Annotated in this window: 16 protein-coding genes, 2 tRNA genes, 3 rRNA genes and 1 other RNA gene; 13 read left to right on the forward strand and 9 right to left on the reverse strand. The window is 67.8% G+C overall.

Annotated elements, in window-relative coordinates; all coding sequences use genetic code 11:
• Window position 1 precedes the first annotated feature (1 nt).
• The gene (locus E4F25_RS05650; RefSeq protein ID WP_140909217.1) at window positions 2-547 is read right to left on the reverse strand and encodes a UPF0149 family protein; all 546 of its coding nucleotides are present in this window, start codon (window positions 545-547) and stop codon (window positions 2-4) included.
• Between the two features lie 104 nt (window positions 548-651).
• Here E4F25_RS05650 and E4F25_RS05655 point away from each other — a divergent pair, with 104 nt between their 5' ends.
• The 7 genes from E4F25_RS05655 (at window position 652) to rpiA (ending at window position 7,743) form a co-directional block, all read left to right on the forward strand.
• Window positions 652-5,193, forward strand: a complete 4,542-nt coding sequence (locus E4F25_RS05655) for an EAL domain-containing protein (protein ID WP_220433188.1) — start codon at window positions 652-654, stop codon at window positions 5,191-5,193.
• A 42-nt stretch (window positions 5,194-5,235) separates the two neighbouring features.
• On the forward strand, window positions 5,236-5,457 hold the full coding sequence (locus E4F25_RS05660; RefSeq protein WP_140909219.1) for a TIGR02449 family protein: 222 nt from the start codon (window positions 5,236-5,238) through the stop codon (window positions 5,455-5,457).
• A complete protein-coding gene (locus tag E4F25_RS05665) occupies window positions 5,454-5,747 on the forward strand; it encodes a cell division protein ZapA (RefSeq protein ID WP_140909220.1) in 294 nt (97 codons plus the stop codon). Before E4F25_RS05660 ends, E4F25_RS05665 begins: the two co-directional genes overlap by 4 nt.
• 81 nt (window positions 5,748-5,828) lie before the next feature.
• Window positions 5,829-6,014: non-coding RNA, 6S RNA (ssrS, locus tag E4F25_RS05670), on the forward strand.
• Between the two features lie 21 nt (window positions 6,015-6,035).
• A complete protein-coding gene (locus tag E4F25_RS05675) occupies window positions 6,036-6,626 on the forward strand; it encodes a 5-formyltetrahydrofolate cyclo-ligase (protein WP_140909221.1) in 591 nt (196 codons plus the stop codon).
• A complete protein-coding gene (locus E4F25_RS05680; protein WP_140909222.1) occupies window positions 6,623-7,090 on the forward strand; it encodes an EVE domain-containing protein in 468 nt (155 codons plus the stop codon). Before E4F25_RS05675 ends, E4F25_RS05680 begins: the two co-directional genes overlap by 4 nt.
• A gap of 5 nt (window positions 7,091-7,095) precedes the next feature.
• Entirely contained in the window at window positions 7,096-7,743 is a 648-nt protein-coding gene (gene rpiA, locus E4F25_RS05685; protein ID WP_140909223.1) for a ribose-5-phosphate isomerase RpiA, read from the forward strand.
• A gap of 60 nt (window positions 7,744-7,803) precedes the next feature.
• Here the strand turns inward: rpiA and rrf are convergent.
• The 5 genes from rrf to E4F25_RS05710 all read right to left on the reverse strand — a co-directional run bounded on the left by rrf (window position 7,804) and on the right by E4F25_RS05710 (window position 12,922).
• Window positions 7,804-7,917, reverse strand: a 5S ribosomal RNA gene (gene rrf / locus E4F25_RS05690).
• A 123-nt stretch (window positions 7,918-8,040) separates the two neighbouring features.
• Window positions 8,041-10,905 (reverse strand): 23S ribosomal RNA (locus tag E4F25_RS05695).
• Between the two features lie 229 nt (window positions 10,906-11,134).
• A tRNA-Ile gene (locus E4F25_RS05700) sits at window positions 11,135-11,211 on the reverse strand.
• Between the two features lie 19 nt (window positions 11,212-11,230).
• Window positions 11,231-11,306, reverse strand: a tRNA-Ala gene (locus tag E4F25_RS05705).
• 71 nt (window positions 11,307-11,377) lie between these two features.
• Window positions 11,378-12,922, reverse strand: a 16S ribosomal RNA gene (locus E4F25_RS05710).
• The 16S, 23S and 5S rRNA genes sit together here with 2 tRNA genes alongside, the layout of an rRNA operon.
• Window positions 12,923-13,388: 466 nt before the next feature.
• On the opposite strand from E4F25_RS05710, the gene E4F25_RS05715 reads away from it, so the two are divergent.
• On the forward strand, window positions 13,389-13,835 hold the full coding sequence (locus E4F25_RS05715) for a DUF192 domain-containing protein (RefSeq protein WP_140909224.1): 447 nt from the start codon (window positions 13,389-13,391) through the stop codon (window positions 13,833-13,835).
• A gap of 54 nt (window positions 13,836-13,889) precedes the next feature.
• Window positions 13,890-14,735 (forward strand): SirB1 family protein, encoded by an 846-nt coding sequence (locus tag E4F25_RS05720; RefSeq protein ID WP_140909225.1) that lies wholly within the window; start codon window positions 13,890-13,892, stop codon window positions 14,733-14,735.
• Between the two features lie 26 nt (window positions 14,736-14,761).
• On the opposite strand, the gene E4F25_RS05725 is transcribed toward E4F25_RS05720, so the two are convergent.
• The gene (locus tag E4F25_RS05725; protein ID WP_140909226.1) at window positions 14,762-14,953 is read right to left on the reverse strand and encodes a rubredoxin; all 192 of its coding nucleotides are present in this window, start codon (window positions 14,951-14,953) and stop codon (window positions 14,762-14,764) included.
• 20 nt (window positions 14,954-14,973) lie between these two features.
• On the opposite strand from E4F25_RS05725, the gene thiE reads away from it, so the two are divergent.
• The 3 genes from thiE to E4F25_RS05740 are packed head-to-tail and all read left to right on the forward strand — an operon-like array spanning window position 14,974 to window position 17,533.
• Window positions 14,974-15,597 carry a thiamine phosphate synthase gene (gene thiE, locus E4F25_RS05730; protein ID WP_140909227.1) on the forward strand — a complete coding sequence of 208 codons (624 nt, stop codon included), beginning with the start codon at window positions 14,974-14,976 and terminating at the stop codon, window positions 15,595-15,597.
• Window positions 15,598-15,620: 23 nt separating this feature from the next.
• Window positions 15,621-16,910: a glutamate-1-semialdehyde 2,1-aminomutase gene (hemL, locus tag E4F25_RS05735; RefSeq protein WP_140909228.1), complete on the forward strand. Its 1,290-nt coding sequence runs from the start codon at window positions 15,621-15,623 to the stop codon at window positions 16,908-16,910.
• Window positions 16,907-17,533 (forward strand): HAD family hydrolase, encoded by a 627-nt coding sequence (locus E4F25_RS05740; RefSeq protein ID WP_140909229.1) that lies wholly within the window; start codon window positions 16,907-16,909, stop codon window positions 17,531-17,533. Before hemL ends, E4F25_RS05740 begins: the two co-directional genes overlap by 4 nt.
• A gap of 4 nt (window positions 17,534-17,537) precedes the next feature.
• On the opposite strand, the gene E4F25_RS05745 is transcribed toward E4F25_RS05740, so the two are convergent.
• Window positions 17,538-17,960, reverse strand: a complete 423-nt coding sequence (locus tag E4F25_RS05745; protein WP_140909230.1) for a VOC family protein — start codon at window positions 17,958-17,960, stop codon at window positions 17,538-17,540.
• Between the two features lie 14 nt (window positions 17,961-17,974).
• Complete coding sequence (locus tag E4F25_RS05750; protein WP_140909231.1) at window positions 17,975-18,793, reverse strand: SDR family oxidoreductase; 819 nt, start codon at window positions 18,791-18,793, stop codon at window positions 17,975-17,977.
• 48 nt (window positions 18,794-18,841) lie between these two features.
• On the opposite strand from E4F25_RS05750, the gene E4F25_RS05755 reads away from it, so the two are divergent.
• Window positions 18,842-20,820: bifunctional DedA family/phosphatase PAP2 family protein (locus E4F25_RS05755; protein ID WP_140910346.1), on the forward strand; the 1,979-nt coding region annotated here is incomplete at its 3' end.

The following is a 20,820-nucleotide window of genomic DNA, read 5'->3' on the forward strand; positions in this document are numbered from 1 at the left end:
GTCAGTGCAGTTGCTTGCGGTGGCGCGGGCCAAGCGCGCAGTCGCCGTGCAACAACAGCACGGCCACGCGCACGAACTCCTCGATCTCGGCCAGCGCGTCCTCGTCGTCCTGGTCGCCGTCTTCCTGTGGGGTCGCCGCAGCCAGCCGCGCCAGGTCCGCCAGCGCCTCGCGGCCCTCCGCCGACAATGGCGGTTCGCCGCCGGCTGCCAGGCCGAAGCCGCCCAGGAAGCCACGGCACCAGTCGAACAGCGCGCCGCTGCGCTCCAACAGCGGAGCCTCGCCGCCCGGCAACAGCAGCTCGAAGCCGAACTCGCGGTCCTCCAGCTGCCCGGCGCTGGCCTCGCCGAGTTGCTCCAGCACGCCGCCGCCGGAGACCGGCGGCAACGCCGGATCCGCCATCACCTGCGCAGGCCAGTCCGGGGCCAGCGCAGCGCCGCCCGCGAGCCAGCCGCACAGGCCACCGTGCAGCTCCGCCGCGTCCACCCCCATGCCGGCGCGCCCGATCGCGGCGCGAACCTCTTCCAGCGACGGCAATGAACGGGACATGGAGAGCCTCTGGGGAAAGTCCACAGTCTAGCGCGCATGTCCTACACTTCGGCCAGTCCGCGAACGCGGTCTCGGGGAATCTCGCCATCGCCTGGTCCGGCACTTTGCGCGCACTGTTCGCTGCGCTCCTGCTCGTGGCACTCGCCGGTGCCGGCGATGGCGCCGGCGCGGCCGAACGCGAGTACTACTTCGAACGCGCAGGCGGTGGCGAGGCGCTGGCGCAGAACTCGGTGACCGCGATCGCCCGGGATGCCGACGGCTTCGTCTGGGTCGGTACCCAGGGCGGCCTGCACCGCTACGACGGACGCCGCTACACGCTGTACCAGCAGGATCCGCGCGTTGCCGGGAGCCTGCCCGACAGCTTCGTCACCGCGCTGCAGGCCGACGACGACGGCCTCTGGATCGGCACCTATTCGCAATACGTGGCGCGGCTGGACCTCGGCACCGGCGCGATCCGCGCATTCAGCGCGGAGGGGGACGCCGAGGCCCAGCGCGTGTTCGCCCTGCTGGTCGAGCCCGGCGTGCTCTGGGTCGGCACCGGCCTCGGCCTGGAACGACTGGACCCGGCCACGGGCGCGCGGCACGCCGTGCTGACGCTGGACGAGCACGCCGGGCTGCGCCAGGCGCTCGCGCGCGGCTCCGACGGCGCGCTCTGGTATGCCACCGGGCAGGGCCTGTTCCGGGTGGCGGCGGACGGCAGCAGTCGCAAGGTCTCCGGCGAACCGGTGCTGGCGCTCGCGCGCGACCCCGCGGGAACGCTGTGGGCCGGCGGCCACCACAGGCTGTGGCGGATCGGCGAAGACGGCGTGCCGGTGCAGGCCTGGCCGCGCGAGGGCGGCGACGCCGGCGCGGTGACCGGCCTGGCGATCGCCCCGGACGGCGCGGTCTGGTTCGCGGCGGCGCCGTTCGGGTTGCGCAGGCTGGATCCCGCCACCGGGGAAGTCCGGGCGCTGCGCCAGGACCACGCGATCGCCGGTGCGTTGCCAGAGGACACCGTCAACACCCTGTTCGTCGACGGCGACGGACTCCTCTGGGTCGGCGGCCAGTACCACGGGCTGGCGGTGGCCGAGTCGACCGGCGCCCGCTTCCGGTACCTGGTGGACCCGCAACGCCGCGACAGCGACGGCGCGATCGTGGACAGCAGCATCCGCTCCGTGTTCGAGGACCGCGCGCAGCGGCTGTGGCTCGGGACGGACGACGGCCGCCTGTTGCGTTACGCCGACGGCGCCGGCTTCGAGGACTTCACCCGCCTGCTCCCGCAGGCGCCGACGCCCGACGGCCTGCGCGTCATGGGCTTCGCCGACGATGGCAGCGGGCAGCCCTGGGTGGCGACCAGCGTCGGGCTGTTCCGCTTCGACCCGGCCGTGCCGGAGATGCGCGAAGCGCGGATCCCGTCCATCGACAGGCCGGCGCTGCGCAGCATCGCGCTGGACCGCGAAGGCACCCTGTGGCTCGGCACGGACGACGCCGGCGTGATCCGCTTCGAGCCGGGCGGCACCCATGCCGGACGCGTACGCCGGATCCCGTTCATCGGCGGCGACCCCTCCGGGCTGTCGCACCCCCAGGTGCACGCGGTCCTGGTCGCCGTGGACGGCAAGGTATGGATCGGCACCAGCCGCGGGCTGGACCTGTTCGACCCCGCCTCCGGGATGCTCCGGCATTTCCGCCGCCACGCCGGCAGCACCGACGGTCTGGCCGGCGACATCGTGCGCGCACTGTGGGAAGACCACCAGGGCACGCTGTGGGTGGGCAGCCACGGCGGACTCAACCGGGTCGCGCTCGAGGGCGGGCAGCCGCGCTTCACGCAGCCGCTGCTGCCGGCGCTCGCGAACGAGTCGCTGCCGGTGGTGTTCAGCCTCGCCGGCGACAACAACGGTGCTCTCTGGCTGGGCACCAACCGCGGCCTGATGCGCTACACCCCGGGGGCCGGCGGCAGCCCTGGCAGCCTGAGCGCGTTCGGGCTGGCGGACGGCCTGCAGGACCTGGAGTTCAACGGCGGTGCCGCGGCCCGCCTGCGCGATGGCCGGCTCGCCTTCGGCGGCGTCGGCGGGCTCAACGTGTTCGACCCCGCGCGCATCCGCGCGGACGTCGAGCAGGCGCCGCTGCGCCTGCTCTCGCTGCAGGTCGGCGCCGGCCAGGGCGCCCCGGAACAGCCTGCCTGGCGGCGGCAGCGCATCGAGTTGCCCGAGAGCGCCGAGATCCTGCGCCTGCGCATCGGTGCGCTCGGCTACCTCGGCAACGAGCGCATCCGCTACCGCTACCGGATCGACGGCCTCGACGACGACTGGATCGACAACGGCAACCGCGGCGAAATCACCTACACGCTGCTCCCGGCCGGCGACTATGTGTTCCGGGCGCAGGCGACCCGCGGCGACGGCACCTGGAACGACGCCGAACTGCGCATCCCGCTGGTGGTCACGCCCCCGGCGTGGCGGCATCCGCTGGCGCGCGCCGGCTACGTGCTGCTGGCGGCGCTGCTCGGTGTCGGCGCGTGGCTGCTGTGGCGTCGGCGCCGGCAGCTCGAGCGCCGCTATTTCGAGCACCTGCGCGACCGCGAGGAACGCCTCAAGCTCGCACTGTGGGCCTCGGGCGAACAGTTCTGGGACTACGACCTGGTCCGCGGCGAGCTGCAGCGGATGCGCGTCACCGAGGACGTGCGCAGCGCCTCCGACATCGCGGTCGAGACCGAGGTCGAGTCCGACCACCGGATCCATGCCGACGACCTCCCGCTGGTCCGCGAGCGCCTGCGCCAGCACGTGCGCGGCGACACCCCGATCTTCCTGTCCGAGCACCGCATCCCGGACGGGGATGGCGAATGGATGTGGGTGCGCGCGCGCGGACGCGTGGTCGAGCGCGACGGCGACGGGCGCGCCCGGCGGCTCGCCGGCACCGCACGCAACATCACCCACAGCCGCCACGCCGAGTACGAGCGCAAGATCTCCAGCGAGGTGCTGCGCAGCATGGCCGAGGCCGTGTGCGTGCTCGATGCCGGCTTCGACTTCATCTCCATCAACCCGGCGTTCTCGCGCATGACCGGCTACACCGCCGAGGAAGTGGTCGGCCGCAACGCCAGCCTGATGGACAGTGCGCAGCACGCCGCCTCGTACTACACCGAGATCCGTGGCGAACTGCGCCACCAGGGCCGCTGGTCCGGCGAGCTGTGGCAGAAGCGCAAGGACGGCGAAGAGTTCCTGTGCGCCTACGAGTGCAGCTCGGTGCGCGACAGCGACGGCGACGGCACCCTGTACGTGCTCGTGCTCAACGACATTACCGACCAGAAGCGGGCCGAGCAGGAACTGCGCTACCTGGCCAACTTCGACCCGCTGACCAACCTGCCCAACCGCACGCTGCTGGCCGAACGGCTGTCGCGGGCGATCGTCCGTGCGCGCCGCCAGGGCGAGCAGCTCGCGCTGCTGTTCCTCGACCTGGACCGCTTCAAGGACATCAACGACTCGCTCGGCCATGCCGCCGGCGACCGCATCCTGCGCGCCACCGCCGCGCGCCTGCAGGAGACCGTCGGCTCGCGGCACACGGTCGCCCGGCTCAGCGGCGACGAGTTCACGGTGATGCTGGAAGGGCTGGTCTCGCCGGTCCAGGCCGAGGCCACCGCGCGCGACATCATCGCCGCCTTCGAGCAGCCACTGTTGCTGGAGGACCACCAGGAAATTGCGATCACGCCCTCGATCGGCATCAGCCTGTACCCGCAGAACGCGCAGACCCCGAGCGAGCTGCTGAAGCAGGCCGACACCGCGATGTACCAGGCCAAGGCCGCGGGCCGGCGCACCTGGATGCGCTACACCGAGGCGATGGACGTCAGCATCCGCCAGCGCGCGACGGTGTCGGCGGCGCTGCGCAAGGTCCTCGACCGCGGCGAGCTGCGGCTGGTGTTCCAGCCCCGGCTGGCGCTGGCGCAGTCCCGCATCGTCGGCGTGGAGGCGCTGCTGCGCTGGCGCGGCGCCGACAATATCGAGATCCCCCCGGCCGAGTTCATCCCGCTGGCCGAGGAGAGCGGGCTGATCCTGGAGATCGGCGAATGGGTGCTGCGCGAGGCCTGCCTCGCAACCGCGCAGTGGCACCGCCAGGGGCTCCCCGGGCTCGGCGTCTCGGTCAACGTCTCCGCCCTGCAGCTGCTGCGCGGCGACTTCCCGGGGGTGGTCAAGCGCGTGCTCGAGGAAACCGGGCTGCCGCCCGGTTCGCTGGAACTCGAGATCACCGAGACCGTGGTCATGGCCAACGCCCAGCACACCGCCGACAAGCTGCGCGCATTCCGCGACCTCGGGGTCAACCTCGCGATCGACGACTTCGGTACCGGCTACTCGTCGCTCGCCTACCTCAAGCGTCTTCCGATCAACACGCTCAAGATCGACAAGGAGTTCGTCGACGACCTCAGCCAGGGCTCGGACGATGCCGCCATCACCACGACGGTGCTGGCGATGGCGCGCTCGCTGGGGCTCAACGTGGTGGCGGAAGGCGTCGAGACCGCGGCCCAGCTGCAGTTCCTGCGCGCGCACCGCTGCAACGAGATCCAGGGGTACTGGCTGTCGCCGCCCCTCGAGCGCCAGCATTGCCTGGCCTTCATCCGCGGCTGGTCGCCCCGGCTCGCCGGCGACCCCGGGGTCGCGCTGCTGGAATCGAGCACTCCCTGAGCCCGTCTTGACCCGGGGATGGACGCTGCCTATCGTGCCGGAATGGACAGCCCCGAGGTGATCGCCCGCCTGCACGCCCTTGCCGCGCGCGTGGACGCACTGGCGGCACGCGCGCAGCAGCTCGCCGAGGAGAACCGCAGTCTGCGCCAGCAGCAGGAGCAGTTGTCCGGCGAGCGGGCGCAACTGCTGGCCAAGAACGAGCAGGCGCGCTCCCGCGTCGAGGCGATGATCGCGCGGCTGAAGTCGCTGGAGCAGCACACATGAGCAGCGCGAGCGAACCGGTCTCCATCCGCCTGCTGGACCGCGAGTACACCGTCGGGGTCGAACCTTCCGCGCGCGACAGCCTGATGGCCGCCGCGAAGCTGCTGGAGGAGAAGATGCGCGAGGTGCGCGGCGCCAACCGCATCGCCGCGGTGGACCGGGTGGCGGTGCTGGCCGCGCTGAACCTCGCGCATGAGCTGCAGCAGCTCCGCGATGGCCAGGCGCAGCGCGATCGCGAGCTCACCGGGGCGCTCGACCGCCTGCAGCAGAGGCTGGACGGCCTCGCGCTCTGACGCGCACGTGGCTGAACGCGCGGCGTCCCGCAACCGATGGGCGGCTGCGCCGCCGGCCATCGTCCCGCTATACTCCGGGTGCGTCCTCTGCCCTGCGCGACGGCGTGTGCAAACATTACCCTTGGCCCTTAAAAGCGACCACGGGAGTGCAGCGGAAGCCGGGTGTGCAAGTCCGCCCAGCAGCGGGAAGCCCGAAGGTTTCCAGGCAGTCCCACTTGAACCCCGGGTTCAAGGTCGTTTCGCACGCATCGCCACGGCGGAGGATGTCTTCCGCATGAAGCGCGCCGCATGAAGGCGGCGCGCGACGCACGGCGCCGCGAACTCCGCGAGCGCCGTCGCGCCCTTCCCGCCGCGACCCGCATTGCCGCAGCCGAAGCGCTCGCGGCGCAGCTGCTCGCGCTTCCCTTCTCGCCCGCCTCCGGCGCGGTCGCCGGCTACTGGGCCATGGACGGCGAGATCGCGTTGCATGCATGGCAGCTGCGGCTGCCTGCGGCGGTGCGCTATTGCCTGCCGGTGCTGTGCGAGGACGACCTGCTCCGCTTCGCGCCCTGGCGCCCCGGTGCGCCGCTCGCGCCCAACCGTTTCGGCATCCCCGAACCGGTCGTCGCGCGCGATGCGCTGCTGGAGGCAAGCGAGCTCGGACTCGCGGTGCTGCCCCTGGTGGCGTTCGACGCGAGCTGCCATCGGCTCGGCATGGGCGGCGGCTGGTACGATCGCACGTTCGCGTTCCGGAACGCGCCCGGCGGCTCGCCGCCGCCGTGGCTGGTCGGCGTCGGCTTTGCGTTGCAGCAGGTGGACGCGATCGAACGCGCGCCCTGGGACGTGCCGCTGGACGCCGCCTGCACCGAGCAGGCGACCTTCATGGGAACACGCGAATGAGCAAGCGTAAACGCCATTGGCTGATGAAGTCCGAACCGGGCGACTTCTCGATCGACGACCTGGAGCGCGTCGGCAGCGAGCCCTGGACCGGCGTGCGCAACTACCAGGCACGCAACTTCATGCGCCAGATGACGCCGGGCGACGGCGTGCTCTTCTACCACTCGAACTGCGAGGTCCCGGGCATCTACGGCATCGGCGAGGTCGCCAGCCTGCCCTATCCGGACCCGACCCAGTTCGAGCGCAAGTCCAAGTACCACGACCCCAAGGCCACGCGCGAACAGCCGCGCTGGGACCTGGTGGACGTCGGCTACGTGCGCCACCTGCGCCGCCCGATCCCGCTCGAGGAGATCCGCGGGCAGGCCGAGGCGCTGGGCGAGGACTTCGCGCTGATCCGCAAGGGCTCGCGCCTGTCGGTGCTGCCGGTGACGGCGGCGCAATGGAAACTGCTGTTGTCGCTGGAGTGAGCGCGATGTCCGAAGCCAAGCGCCTGGCCGGCGAAAAGGCCATCGAATACGTCGAGGACGGGATGGTCGTGGGGGTCGGGACCGGGTCGACGGTCGCGTATTTCATCGACGCCCTGGCGCGGCTCCGCCATCGCATCGCCGGCGCCGTATCCAGCTCGGAGCAGAGCACGGAGCGCCTGCGCGGGCACGGCATCGAGGTGCTCGACCTCAACGACACCGGCCCGCTTCCGCTCTACGTGGACGGCGCCGACGAATGCGACCCGTCGAAATGCCTGGTCAAGGGCGGCGGTGCGGCCCTGACCCGCGAGAAGATCATTGCCGAGGCCAGCGAACGCTTCGTCTGCATCATCGATCCGGCCAAGCGCGTGGACGTGCTCGGCAGATTCCCGTTGCCGGTGGAGGTCATCCCGATGGCGCGCAGCCTGGTGGCGCGGGAACTGGTCGAACTCACCGGCGGCCAGCCGGTGTGGCGCCAGGGCACGGTCACCGACAACGGCAACCTGGTGCTCGACGTCCACAACCTGCGGATCGTCGATCCGGTGGCGATGGAAGCCGCGATCAACCAGGTTCCGGGCGTGGTCAGCGTCGGCCTGTTCGCCCGCCGTCGCGCGGACGTGGTGATCGTCGGCGGGGAGCCCCCGCGGGTCCTGTAACGGGTCCGACGCGCAGGCAAAGAAAAACCCCCAGCCGGAGCTGGGGGTTTTGGGTAAAGACCCTGGCGATGACCTACTCTCGCATGCTAAGTGCACACTACCATCGGCGCGTGCGCGTTTCACTTCCGAGTTCGGGATGGGATCGGGTGGTTCCACGCAGCTATTGTCACCAGGGAGAGGGTGGAGGGTCGCGGTCGGCACGATGCCGTCGCGCTCACGCTCTCATGGGGTGGAATGTAGCGAGGCTTGGGGCGAACGTCACTGACGCGTCGCAAGTCCAAGGCCACTTGAGGTTATATGGTCAAGCCACACGGATCATTAGTACTGGTTAGCTCAATGCATTGCTGCACTTACACACCCAGCCTATCAACCACCTGGTCTTGATGGTTCCTTCAGGGGAGTCGAGCTCCCGGGAGATCTCATCTTGAGGCGCGCTTCCCGCTTAGATGCTTTCAGCGGTTATCGCTTCCGAACATAGCTACCCGGCAGTGCCACTGGCGTGACAACCGGAACACCAGAGGTTCGTCCACTCCGGTCCTCTCGTACTAGGAGCAGCCCCTCTCAAATCTCCAACGCCCATGGCAGATAGGGACCGAACTGTCTCACGACGTTCTGAACCCAGCTCGCGTACCACTTTAAATGGCGAACAGCCATACCCTTGGGACCGACTACAGCCCCAGGATGTGATGAGCCGACATCGAGGTGCCAAACACCGCCGTCGATATGAACTCTTGGGCGGTATCAGCCTGTTATCCCCGGAGTACCTTTTATCCGTTGAGCGATGGCCCTTCCATACAGAACCACCGGATCACTAAGTCCTACTTTCGTACCTGCTTGATCCGTCGATCTTGCAGTCAAGCACGCTTATGCCTTTGCACACAGTGCGCGATGTCCGACCGCGCTGAGCGTACCTTCGAGCTCCTCCGTTACTCTTTGGGAGGAGACCGCCCCAGTCAAACTACCCACCATACACGGTCCCCGACCCGGATCACGGGCCCAGGTTAGAACGTCAAGCACGACAGGGTGGTATTTCAAGGTTGGCTCCACCCCAGCTGGCGCCAGGGTTTCACAGCCTCCCACCTATCCTACACAGACGAACTCAACGTTCAGTGTAAAGCTATAGTAAAGGTTCACGGGGTCTTTCCGTCTTGCCACGGGAACGCTGCATCTTCACAGCGATTTCAATTTCACTGAGTCTCGGGTGGAGACAGCGCCGCTGTCGTTACGCCATTCGTGCAGGTCGGAACTTACCCGACAAGGAATTTCGCTACCTTAGGACCGTTATAGTTACGGCCGCCGTTTACCGGGGCTTCGATCAAGAGCTTCGCCTTGCGGCTGACCCCATCAATTAACCTTCCGGCACCGGGCAGGCGTCACACCCTATACGTCCACTTTCGTGTTTGCAGAGTGCTGTGTTTTTGATAAACAGTCGCAGCGGCCTGGTCACTTCGGCCCCCCCCAGCTATTCACCAGAGGAGGCGCACCTTCTCCCGAAGTTACGGTGCTATTTTGCCTAGTTCCTTCACCCGAGTTCTCTCAAGCGCCTGAGAATTCTCATCCTGCCCACCTGTGTCGGTTTTCGGTACGGTCTGCGCAAGCTGAAGCTTAGGAGCTTTTCCTGGAAGCGTGATATCAGCAGCTTCGCCCTGAAAGGGCTCGTCCTTGGTCTCAACGTTGCCTCCCCGGATTTGCCTAAGGAGACCGCCTCAACCCTCTCACCGGGACAACCAACGCCCGGCCTGCCTAACCTTCTCCGTCCCTCCATCGCACTTGCGCGAGGTGCTGGAATATTAACCAGCTTCCCATCGACTACGCATTTCTGCCTCGCCTTAGGGGCCGACTCACCCTGCGCCGATTAACGTTGCGCAAGGAAACCTTGGGCTTTCGGCGTGCGGGCTTTTCACCCGCATTATCGTTACTCATGTCAGCATTCGCACTTCCGATACCTCCAGCAGACCTCTCGATCCACCTTCAACGGCTTACGGAACGCTCCTCTACCGCGCACATTGCTGTGCACCCCAAGCTTCGGTTCACTGCTTAGCCCCGTTAAATCTTCCGCGCAGACCGACTCGACCAGTGAGCTATTACGCTTTCTTTAAAGGATGGCTGCTTCTAAGCCAACCTCCTGGCTGTCTGTGCCTTTCCACATCGTTTTCCACTTAGCAGTGAATTTGGGACCTTAGCTGTGGGTCTGGGTTGTTTCCCTTTTCACGACGAACGTTAGCACCCGCCGTGTGTCTCCCGGATAGTACTTGCTGGTATTCGGAGTTTGCCATGGTTTGGTAAGTCGCGATGACCCCCTAGCCATAACAGTGCTCTACCCCCAGCAGTATTCGTCCGAGGCGCTACCTAAATAGCTTTCGAGGAGAACCAGCTATCTCCGGGTTCGATTAGCTTTTCACTCCTAATCACACCTCATCCCCTACCTTTGCAACGGGAGTGGGTTCGGGCCTCCAGTACCTGTTACGGTACCTTCACCCTGGGCATGACTAGATCACCCGGTTTCGGGTCTACTGCCTGCGACTATGCGCCCTTATCAGACTCGGTTTCCCTTCGCCTCCCCTATACGGTTAAGCTCGCCACAGACAGTAAGTCGCTGACCCATTATACAAAAGGTACGCAGTCACCCCGAAGGGCTCCTACTGCTTGTACGCACACGGTTTCAGGTTCTATTTCACTCCCTTCACCAGGGTTCTTTTCGCCTTTCCCTCACGGTACTGGTTCACTATCGGTCGGTCAGTAGTATTTAGCCTTGGAGGATGGTCCCCCCATGTTCAGACAGGGTTTCTCGTGCCCCGCCCTACTCACTTATCATCGATATGGCCCTTTCGCATACGGGGCTGTCACCCTCTATGGCCAACCTTTCCAGGTTGTTTTGCTAGAACCAAATCGACTTTTGGGCTGTTCCCCGTTCGCTCGTCGCTACTCAGGGAATCTCGGTTGATTTCTTTTCCTCCGGTTACTTAGATATTTCAGTTCACCGGGTTCGCTTCCAATGGCTATGTATTCACCATTGGATACTCCTCGCGGAGTGGGTTTCCCCATTCGGACATTGCCGGATCAAAGCTTGTTGCCAGCTCCCCGACACTTTTCGCAGGCTGCCACGTCCTTCATCGCCTCTGACCGCCAAGGCATCCACCGTGTGCGCTTGTTCGCTTGACCATATAACCCCAAGTCGCCTCGGGGTTGCTGTGCCCGGGGGTACAAATCCCGGACGCGAACTAGCAACGACTCAAATGATAGGTACCTTGCGGTACCCGCCTTAGCCTCACGACACGTCTGGACAAATTCGTCTCAAACGCTCGCTACATTCCAGTTTTTCAATGAACATGGCCGCGGCTTCAGCACCGGGCCGATTCAAATCTTTGTGTGCGCGATATACATCCAGAGATGGTGGGTCTGGGAGGACTCGAACCACCGGCCTCACCCTTATCAGGGGTGCGCTCTAACCACCTGAGCTACAGACCCAGTATTGCGAGTGCCAGGATGGTGGAGCCAGTCGGGATCGAACCGACGACCCCCTGCTTGCAAAGCAGGTGCTCTCCCAGCTGAGCTATGGCCCCAAACGATCGGGGTCACTCTGGATGCAGGTCACTTGTGCGGACGCCTGACAGCCGGATGGCTGCCTGTCTCTAAAGGAGGTGATCCAGCCGCACCTTCCGATACGGCTACCTTGTTACGACTTCACCCCAGTCATGAATCACTCCGTGGTAACCGTCCTCCCGAGGGTTAGACTAGCTACTTCTGGAGCAACCCACTCCCATGGTGTGACGGGCGGTGTGTACAAGGCCCGGGAACGTATTCACCGCAGCAATGCTGATCTGCGATTACTAGCGATTCCGACTTCACGGAGTCGAGTTGCAGACTCCGATCCGGACTGAGAGAAGGTTTCTGGGATTGGCTCCCCCTCGCGGGATCGCAGCCCTCTGTCCTTCCCATTGTAGTACGTGTGTAGCCCTGGCCGTAAGGGCCATGATGACTTGACGTCATCCCCACCTTCCTCCGGTTTGTCACCGGCGGTCTCCCTAGAGTTCCCACCATTACGTGCTGGCAACTAGGGACAAGGGTTGCGCTCGTTGCGGGACTTAACCCAACATCTCACGACACGAGCTGACGACAGCCATGCAGCACCTGTGTCACGGTTCCCGAAGGCACCAATCCATCTCTGGAAAGTTCCGTGCATGTCAAGGCCAGGTAAGGTTCTTCGCGTTGCATCGAATTAAACCACATACTCCACCGCTTGTGCGGGCCCCCGTCAATTCCTTTGAGTTTCAGTCTTGCGACCGTACTCCCCAGGCGGCGAACTTAACGCGTTAGCTTCGATACTGAGAGCCTGATTGCTCCCAACATCCAGTTCGCATCGTTTAGGGCGTGGACTACCAGGGTATCTAATCCTGTTTGCTCCCCACGCTTTCGTGCCTCAGTGTCAGTGCTGGTCCAGATGGCCGCCTTCGCCACGGATGTTCCTCCCGATCTCTACGCATTTCACTGCTACACCGGGAATTCCGCCATCCTCTACCGCACTCCAGCCCGCCAGTATCCAATGCAATTCCCAGGTTGAGCCCAGGGCTTTCACATCAGACTTAACGAACCACCTACGCACGCTTTACGCCCAGTAATTCCGAGTAACGCTTGCACCCTTCGTATTACCGCGGCTGCTGGCACGAAGTTAGCCGGTGCTTATTCTTCCGGTACCGTCAGGACTTCCGGGTATTAACCGAAAGCTTTTCTTTCCGGACAAAAGAGCTTTACAACCCGAGGGCCTTCTTCACTCACGCGGCATGGCTGGATCAGGCTTGCGCCCATTGTCCAATATTCCCCACTGCTGCCTCCCGTAGGAGTCTGGGCCGTGTCTCAGTCCCAGTGTGGCTGATCATCCTCTCAGACCAGCTACGGATCGTCGCCTTGGTGGGCCGTTACCCCTCCAACTAGCTAATCCGACATCGGCTCATCCAATCGCGCAAGGTCTTGCGATCCCCTGCTTTCACCCGAAGGTCGTATGCGGTATTAGTCCCGGTTTCCCGAGGTTATCCCCCACGACTGGGCAGATTCCGATGTATTCCTCACCCGTCCGCCACTCGCCACCAAGGGAGCAAGCTCCCTCGTGCTGCCGTTCGACTTGCATGTGTTAGGCCTGCCGCCAGCGTTCACTCTGAGCCAGGATCAAACTCTTCACTTAAGTTTTGCGGCTTTCCGTCCCGAGGGACTTCCGGCCAATTTCTTGAGTGCAGTCGTCGTCACCGAGCTCCCGAATCACTCGCTGCAATTTCTTGCATGAATTGATTAGGAGACTCTGTTACGAACGCCCTGCAAATGGACAACCGATCCACCTGCCAGGCGCCCGCACAAGTCACCTGCGCACACTGTCAAAGATCCGTGGGAGAGGCCTCAGCGCCTCGTCCCGTCCTCGCCACCGTAGTGTCCGAGGGAGCCGCCCATGATACATGGCTTTCGGGGAACGTCAACACCTCGTGAGGAGATTTTTTCGTTCCCGTCGGGGCGGTTCAGCCGCTGTTTCCGGCCTGCCCACCTCGGCAAGGGCGCGCATTGTGCACGGCCCGGCGGGGTTTGGGAAGGGGGTCTTCCGCTTGACTGTGAACGGTTGCTGCCGGAAGGTCGTGGCGACCCCGCCCCGGACCGCCCGAATGCGCCTGTTCCGCCTGTTCCTGCCCGCCTTCCTGCTGCTGTCCCTGCCCGCCTGCGCCAGCGATCCCTGGGTCGAACTCGGCGGCGAGCGCTACAGCGTGGAGGTCGCGGACGACGACGCCGAGCGCGCGCGCGGCCTGATGTTCCGCGACCGGCTGGAACCCGGGCACGGGATGCTGTTCATCCACGAGCGCGAGGCGCCGCAGGCGTACTGGATGAAGAACACGCGCATCCCGCTGGACATCCTCTACTTCGACGATGCGCGCACGCTGGTGGCGCAGCGGCGCAACGTGCCGCCCTGCTCGCTCGGAGACCGCTGCCCGTCGTACCCGAGCGGGGCGCCCGCGCGCTACGTGCTCGAGCTCAACGCCGGCGAAGCGGCACGCCTGCAGCTGCGCGAAGGCGCGACCATCACCTTCGGGCCGGGCATCGCGCCGTCACCCTGAACCGGCACACGCCCACGCCTTGCGCTGCCGCGGCGTGCAGCGCAACCTTGCGGCATGCAAGGTAGTACCGAACTTCCCGACTGGAACGCGCTTGCGGGGCAGGACGACGACAGCCTGCCCCTGCTCGGCACCGCGCTCCTGATCGCGCGCGACGAGTACCCGGACCTGGACCCGGCCCACTACGACGCCCAGGCGCAGGCCCACGCGGACGAACTGCGCCCGCTGGTCGACGGGATCGAGCTGCTGCCGCTGAAGATGCAGGCGATCAACCGCCACCTGTTCGAGGAGCTGGGTTACACCGGCAACCACGAGGAGTACTACGACCCGCGCAACAGCTACCTCAACGAGGTGTTCGAGCGCCGCCTGGGCAATCCCATCTCGCTGGCGATGGTGCAGATGGAAGTGACCCGCCGCCTCGGGTTGCCACTCGAGGGCGTGTCGTTTCCCGGCCACTTCCTGGTGCGGATGCCGGTGGGCGAAGGCGTGCTGGTGATGGATCCGTTCAACCGCGGGCGCCCGCTCGACGAGGACGAGCTGCGCGAGCGCGCGCGCCCGCACCTGGGCGGCGAGATGCCGGATGACGAGGCGCTGTACCGCATCCTGCATCCGGCCAGCCACCGCGCGATGCTCACGCGCATGCTGCGCAACCTGCACGGCGTGTACGCCGACCGCGAGGACTGGGAGCGCGCGGTGCGCTCGGCGGACCGCATCCTCAAGATCTCGCCGGACAACCCGGAGGCGTTGCGCGACCGCGGCCTCGGCTACTTCAAGCTGGGGCACCGGCACGGCGCGCGCGCCGACCTGGCGCGCTACCTGCAGCTGCATCCGCACGCGCCGGATGCCTCGTCGCTGCACGAGCGGCTGGTGGAACTGAACAGCGGGACGGGGCGGCCGCATTAGCCGGGGTCGCGGCGCTAGCGCCGCTCCTACATGGCCACCATCTCGAAATCGTCCTTGGTGACCCCGCAGTCGGGGCAGGTCCAGGTGTCCGGGATGTCCTCCCAGCGCGTGCCCGGGGCGATGCCCTCCTCGGGCAGGCCCTCGGCCTCGTCGTAGGTGAATCCGCAGACCACGCACATCCAGGTGCGGTACGGCGGCTGGCTCGCGGCTTCGCTCATGCGCGGATGATAATGCCGCCATGGATGCGGACGCCATGCCACGCGGGCTGTACCTGCTCACGCCCGACGAACCCGACACCGCCAGGCTGCTGGAACGGGTGGCGCCGCTGCTGCCGTTCGCCACCTGGCTGCAGTACCGCAACAAGGGTGCGCACGCGGCCTTGCGGGAGCGGCAGGCGACTGCGCTGCGCATGCTGTGCAGGGACGCCGGCGTGCCGCTGCTGGTGAACGACGATGCGGCGCTTGCCGCGCGCGTCTCCGCCGACGGCGTGCACCTGGGCGAAGGCGACGGCGCCATTGCCGCGGCGCGCGCGCACCTGGGGGAGCACGCCATCGTCGGCGCATCCTGCTACGACGACCCCGCGCGCGCCGCGCGCGCGGCCGCGGCCGGCGCCAGCTACCTGGCCTTCGGCGCTCTGTTCGCTTCCGGCACCAAGCCGGGCGCGCGCCGCGCCACGCCGGCACACCTGCAGGCGGCGCGCGTGCACGGACTGCCATTGGTGGCCATCGGCGGCATCACCGCCGAGAATGCCCGGCTGGCGATCGATGCCGGCGCCGACCTGGTCGCCGTGATCGGCGGCGTCTTCGACGCACCGGATCCCGTCGCCGCCGCGCGCGCCATCCACGCCCAGTTCAGCCGCTGAACGCTCCACACCGAGGACGCCCCATGGACACCCCACGCTCGCATGCCCTGTTCGAACGCGCCCAGGCGCTGATGCCCGGAGGGGTGAACTCGCCGGTGCGCGCGTTCCGCTCGGTCGGCGGCGAGCCGTTCTTCGCGCAGCGGGCGGAGGGGCCGTTCCTGTTCGACGTGGATGGCAACCGCTACATCGACTACGTCGGTTCCTGGGGCCCGATGATCGCCGGCCACAACCACCCGGCGGTGCTCGACGCCGTGCAGCGCGTGGCCCGCGACGGGCTCAGCTTCGGCGTGCCCAACGCGCTGGAAGTGGACATGGCCGAGGCGATCGCGCGGCTGGTGCCGTCCATGGAGATGGTGCGCATGGTGAACTCGGGCACCGAGGCCACGCTCTCCGCCATCCGGCTCGCGCGCGGCGCCACCGGGCGCGCGCGGATCGTCAAGTTCGAGGGCTGCTACCACGGCCATGGCGACAGCTTCCTGGTCAAGGCCGGCAGCGGCGCGCTCACCTTCGGCGTGCCGACCTCGCCGGGCGTGCCCAAGGCCCTCGCCGACCTGACCCTGACCCTGCCGTACAACGACTTCAACGCGGCCACCGCGCTGTTCGACGACTGCGGCGCCGACATCGCCGGCCTGATCATCGAACCGGTGGTCGGCAACGCCAACTGCCTGCCGCCGCGCGAGGGCTACCTGCAACACCTGCGCGCGCTGTGCACGAAGCACGGCGCGTTGCTGATCTTCGACGAGGTGATGACCGGCTTCCGCGTCGCGCTGGGCGGCGCGCAGGCCCGCTACGGCGTCACCCCCGACCTGACCACCTTCGGCAAGATCATCGGCGGCGGGATGCCGGTGGGCGCCTACGGCGGACGCCGCGAGCTGATGCGGCAGGTGTCGCCGAGCGGCCCGGTGTACCAGGCCGGCACGCTGAGCGGAAACCCGGTAGCGATGGCGGCCGGGCTGGCGATGCTGGAACTGGTGTCCGCGCCGGGCTTCCACGAGGCCCTGGAGGCGAAGACCAACACGCTGTGCGACGGCCTGGAGGCGGCGGCGCGGGACGCCGGCGTGCCCTTCACCACCACCCGCGTCGGCGGCATGTTCGGGCTGTTCTTCAGCAGCGAGCCGGTGGACACCTACGCCGGCGCGGTGGCCTGCGACACCGCCGCGTTCAACCGCTTCTTCCACGCCATGCTCGAGCGCGGCGTGTACCTCGCGCCCTCCGCCTTCGAGGCCGGCTTCATGTCCTCGGCGCACGAACAGGCGGAGATCGAGGCCACGATCGCCGCGGCGCGCGAGGCCTTCGCGGCCCCGAAGGCATGAACGCAGCGCCGGCCGTCGTCCTGTTCGACCTGGACGGCGTGCTCGCGCACTACGCCCACGCGCCACGCCTGCGCCACCTGGCCCAGCACTGCGGCTGCCGCGACGACGAGGTGCACGCGGCGCTGTTCGAATCCGGGCTGGAGAACGATGCCGACCTGGGCCTCTACGACGACGGCGCCCAGGTCGAGGAACTCGCGCGGAGACTGGGGCGCCCGGTGACGCTGGAAGCCTGCGTCGAAGCGCGGCGCGCCTCCATGCAGGCCGACCCGGAGGTGCTCGCGATCGCCGAAGCCGTGGCACGCCGCGCGCGGGTCGCGATCCTCACCAACAACAACCTGCTGCTGCAGCGCCACCTGCCGCGGATCTGCCCGCCGCTGTTCCCGCTGTTCGAGGACGCGGTGTACTGCTCGGCGCAGTTCCGCGCGGCCAAGCCCGACCCGGCGGTGTTCGCCGCCTGCCTGTCCGCGCTCGGCGCGGACCCGGGCGAAGTGCTGTTCGTGGACGACAAGGCGGCGAGCGCCGAGGCCGCCGTGCGTGCCGGCATGCGCGGCCACCATTTCACGTCCGCGAGGGCGCTGCGCCTCGAACTGCAGCGCCTGGGCCTGCTCGAAAGCGCGACCTAGCGGACTACCAGCTGCCGGTGTTCGGCATCGACGCCCAGGGCTCGGCCGGCGGCAGCGGATCGCCGGCCTGCAGCAACTCGATCGAGACCAGGTCTGGCGAGCGCACGAAGGCCATGTGGCCGTCGCGCGGCGGCCGGTTGATGGTCACGCCCATCGCCTGCAGGTGCGCGCACTTCGCGTAGATGTCGTCCACCCGGAACGCGAGGTGGCCGAAGTTGCGGGCGCTGCCGTAGTCCTCGTCCGAACCCCAGTTCCAGGTCAGCTCCAGTTCCGCGTCCGGGCTGTCCGGTGCCGCCAGGAACACCAGTGTGAAGCGGCCCTGTTCGTTGTCCTGGCGTCGCACCTCGCGCAGGCCGAGGCCTTCGCAATAGAAACGCAGGGACGCGTCGAGGTCGCGGACGCGGACCATGGTGTGCAGGTAGCGCATGGCGATCGGGGCACTCAGTCCAGGAACAGGTCGGGAAGCAGCGGTTTCGAAGGATCCACTGCGTACTGCGAAAAATCGGTGACACCGGCCTCGCGCAGCACGTCCTCGTCCAGCAGGAAGTTGCCGCTGAAGCCCTGCGCGGGCCGCGACAGGATCGCGTGCGCGGCGTCGGCGACGATCTCCGGCTTGCGGCAGTTGGCCGTGTCCACGCCGGGCAGCATGTTGACCGCATCGGTGGCGATCACCGTGCGCGGCCACAGCGCGTTCACCGCGACGCCGCGACGGCCGAACTCCGCCGCCAGCCCGATGGTCACGAAGCTCATGCCCATCTTCGCCAGGGTGTAGCCGGTGTGCGGGCCCCACCACTTCGGGTCCAGCGACGGCGGCGGCGCGAGGGTGAGGATGTGCGGGTTCGCGGACTCGAGCAGGTGCGGCAGGCAGGCCTGCGCGCACAGGAAGGTGCCGCGCGCGTTGACCTGCTGCATCAGGTCGAAGCGCTTCATCGGCGTGTCCAGGGTGCCGCGCAGCCAGATCGCGCTGGCGTTGTTCACCAGCACGTCGATGCCGCCGAAGGCCTCCGCCGTGGCCGCGACCGCGGCGCGCACCGCGTCCTCGTCGCGGATGTCGCACTTCAGCGCGAGCGCGCGGCCGCCGGCGGCCTCGACCTCGGCGGCGACGGTGTGGATCGTGCCCGGCAGCTTCGGGTTGGGCACGTCGGACTTGGCGGCGATCGCCACGTTGGCGCCGTCGCGCGCGGCACGCAACGCGATCGCACGGCCGATGCCGCGCGAGGCACCGGTGATGAACAGGGTCTTGCCGGACAGGTCTGGCATGGGCGTCCTCCGTTTCCGGCATTGTAGGCCGGCGGGCATAATCGCCCGATGCCTGGCGCCTGGTTCGACAACACCGTTGCCTGGATCGGTGCGCACCCGGTCGCCGCCGGCGGACTGGTGTTCCTGGTCGCCTTCTGCGATGCGCTGGCAGTGGTCGGCATCGTGGTGCCGGCGCTGCCGCTGCTGTTCGCGGTCGGCGCGCTGGTCGGCCTCGGCCACATCCACGGGCCGTATGCGCTGGCCTGCGCCGCGCTGGGCGCCCTGCTCGGCGATGCATTGAGCTTCTGGATCGGGCACCGCTGGGGGCCGCAGCTGCGCGAGCACGTGCTGTTCCGGCGCTATCCGCAGCTGATGGAACGCGGCGAGGCGCTGTTCCGGCGGCACGGCACCAAGAGCATCGTCATCGCCCGCTTCGTCGGCGCGGTGCGCCCGTTCGTGCCGGCGATCGCGGGCACCCTGCGCATGCCGCTGCGCCGCTATCTGCCCGCGAGCGCGTTCGCGGCGCTGGCGTGGGCGGGGGTGTTCCTCGCGCCGGGCTGGATCTTCGGCGCCTCCTACGACGCGGTCGCCGCGGTGGCCGACCGCCTGGTGCTGGTGCTGCTGGCGCTGGTGGCGGTGCTGGCGCTGGCCTGGGCCGTGGTGCTGTACAGCTGGCGCTGGTTCGCGCGCCACGCCGACGCCCTGCTCGCCCGCGCCCTGCGCTGGTCGCGTGCGCACCCCCGCCTCGGCCGCTACGCACGTGCGCTGATCGACCCGAACCGCCCCGAATCCGCGTCGCTGGCGCTGCTCGCCGCCTGCCTGCTGGCGATCGGCTGGGCCTGGTTCGCGCTGCTGGCGATGGTGCTGGGCCATGGCGGCCCGCTGGTGCTGGACTGGTCGGTGTATTCGGCGATGAGCTCGCTGCGCAACCCGCTCGCGGACCGGATGATGGCCGGGCTGGCCAGCCTCGGCGACCTCGCCGTGCTGCTGCCGGCCTGCTCGCTGGCCCTGGCCTGGCTGCTGTGGCGCCGGCGCTGGATGGCGGCGGCGCACTGGCTCGCGGCGCTGGCTTTCGGCCTCGCGCTGACCTCGATGCTGGACAGCTGGATCGACATGCCGGCGCCGCCGGGCGCGCTGCACGGCTTCGGCTTCCCCTCGTTCGCGGTGACCATGGCGACCATCGCGTTCGGTTTCTTCGCGGTGCTGGTCGCGCGCGAGCTCCCCGGCCGCAACCGGGTCTGGCCCTACCTGGTGGCAGGCGCGGTGGTGTCCGCGATCGGCTTCGCCCGGCTGTACCTGGGCGCGCATTGGCTCAGCGACGTGGTCGGGGGGGCGCTGCTGGGGATCGTCTGGCTGCTGGTGCTGGGCCTGGCCTACCGCAGCCACGTGGCGCGCTCGTTCTGGATGCGGCCGCTGGCGATCGCGTTCTACGGCGGGTTCCTGGCGGCCGCGGCCTGGCACCTGCCGCGGGCGGTCGATCCGCTGCTGGAGCAGTACGCGGTGCAGGCACCGCCGGCGACCCTCGACCGCGACGCCTGGTGGGACGGCGACGCGTGGCGCGCGCTGCCGGCGCACCGCAACGAACGCGACGCGAGCCTGCGCTGGCCGCTCGACGTGCAGGTGGCGGGGCCGCTGCCGGAACTGCGCGCGCGCCTGGAGCAGGCCGGCTGGCATGAACAGCCGGAAGCCGACTGGGTCGCGGTGCTGGGCCTGCTCGACGACGACCTGCCACCATCCGCCAAGGCGGTGCTGCCGGCGACCCTCGACACCGAGGCGGAGAGCATGCTCCTGCGGCGGCCGCTGCCCGGCGGCGACATCCAGGTCCTGCGCCTGTGGGCGGCCTCGGTCGCGTTGCGCGACGGCACCCCGGTCTGGCTTGGCACCACCCAGGTCATGCGCCACGACCGCCTGTTCGGCGTGTTCGGACTGTGGCGCCCGGTGGACGACCGGGGCCGCGCGCACGACGACCTGCACCGCGCCCTGCGCGGCCCCGGCGTGCGCGACGGCGAACGCAACGGCCGCGTGGTGATGCGCGTGGACACTTCGCT

It is taken from the genome of Cognatiluteimonas lumbrici (assembly GCF_006476065.1).
Classification (GTDB): Bacteria; Pseudomonadota; Gammaproteobacteria; order Xanthomonadales; family Xanthomonadaceae; genus Cognatiluteimonas; species Cognatiluteimonas lumbrici.

What these genes read in the sequence shown, in the direction of transcription:
- E4F25_RS05680 (WP_140909222.1), top strand. Translation starts at nt 6,623, where the DNA reads ATGAGCAAGCGTAAACGCCATTGGCTGATGAAGTCCGAACCGGGCGAC.
- E4F25_RS05750 (WP_140909231.1), bottom strand. Translation starts at nt 18,793, where the DNA reads ATGCCAGACCTGTCCGGCAAGACCCTGTTCATCACCGGTGCCTCGCGC.
- E4F25_RS05675 (WP_140909221.1), top strand. Translation starts at nt 6,036, where the DNA reads ATGAAGGCGGCGCGCGACGCACGGCGCCGCGAACTCCGCGAGCGCCGT.
- E4F25_RS05665 (WP_140909220.1), top strand. Translation starts at nt 5,454, where the DNA reads ATGAGCAGCGCGAGCGAACCGGTCTCCATCCGCCTGCTGGACCGCGAG.
- E4F25_RS05725 (WP_140909226.1), bottom strand. Translation starts at nt 14,953, where the DNA reads ATGAGCGAAGCCGCGAGCCAGCCGCCGTACCGCACCTGGATGTGCGTG.
- E4F25_RS05740 (WP_140909229.1), top strand. Translation starts at nt 16,907, where the DNA reads ATGAACGCAGCGCCGGCCGTCGTCCTGTTCGACCTGGACGGCGTGCTC.
- E4F25_RS05715 (WP_140909224.1), top strand. Translation starts at nt 13,389, where the DNA reads ATGCGCCTGTTCCGCCTGTTCCTGCCCGCCTTCCTGCTGCTGTCCCTG.
- E4F25_RS05720 (WP_140909225.1), top strand. Translation starts at nt 13,890, where the DNA reads ATGCAAGGTAGTACCGAACTTCCCGACTGGAACGCGCTTGCGGGGCAG.
- hemL (WP_140909228.1), top strand. Translation starts at nt 15,621, where the DNA reads ATGGACACCCCACGCTCGCATGCCCTGTTCGAACGCGCCCAGGCGCTG.
- E4F25_RS05745 (WP_140909230.1), bottom strand. Translation starts at nt 17,960, where the DNA reads ATGCGCTACCTGCACACCATGGTCCGCGTCCGCGACCTCGACGCGTCC.
- rpiA (WP_140909223.1), top strand. Translation starts at nt 7,096, where the DNA reads ATGTCCGAAGCCAAGCGCCTGGCCGGCGAAAAGGCCATCGAATACGTC.
- E4F25_RS05650 (WP_140909217.1), bottom strand. Translation starts at nt 547, where the DNA reads ATGTCCCGTTCATTGCCGTCGCTGGAAGAGGTTCGCGCCGCGATCGGG.
- E4F25_RS05660 (WP_140909219.1), top strand. Translation starts at nt 5,236, where the DNA reads ATGGACAGCCCCGAGGTGATCGCCCGCCTGCACGCCCTTGCCGCGCGC.
- thiE (WP_140909227.1), top strand. Translation starts at nt 14,974, where the DNA reads ATGGATGCGGACGCCATGCCACGCGGGCTGTACCTGCTCACGCCCGAC.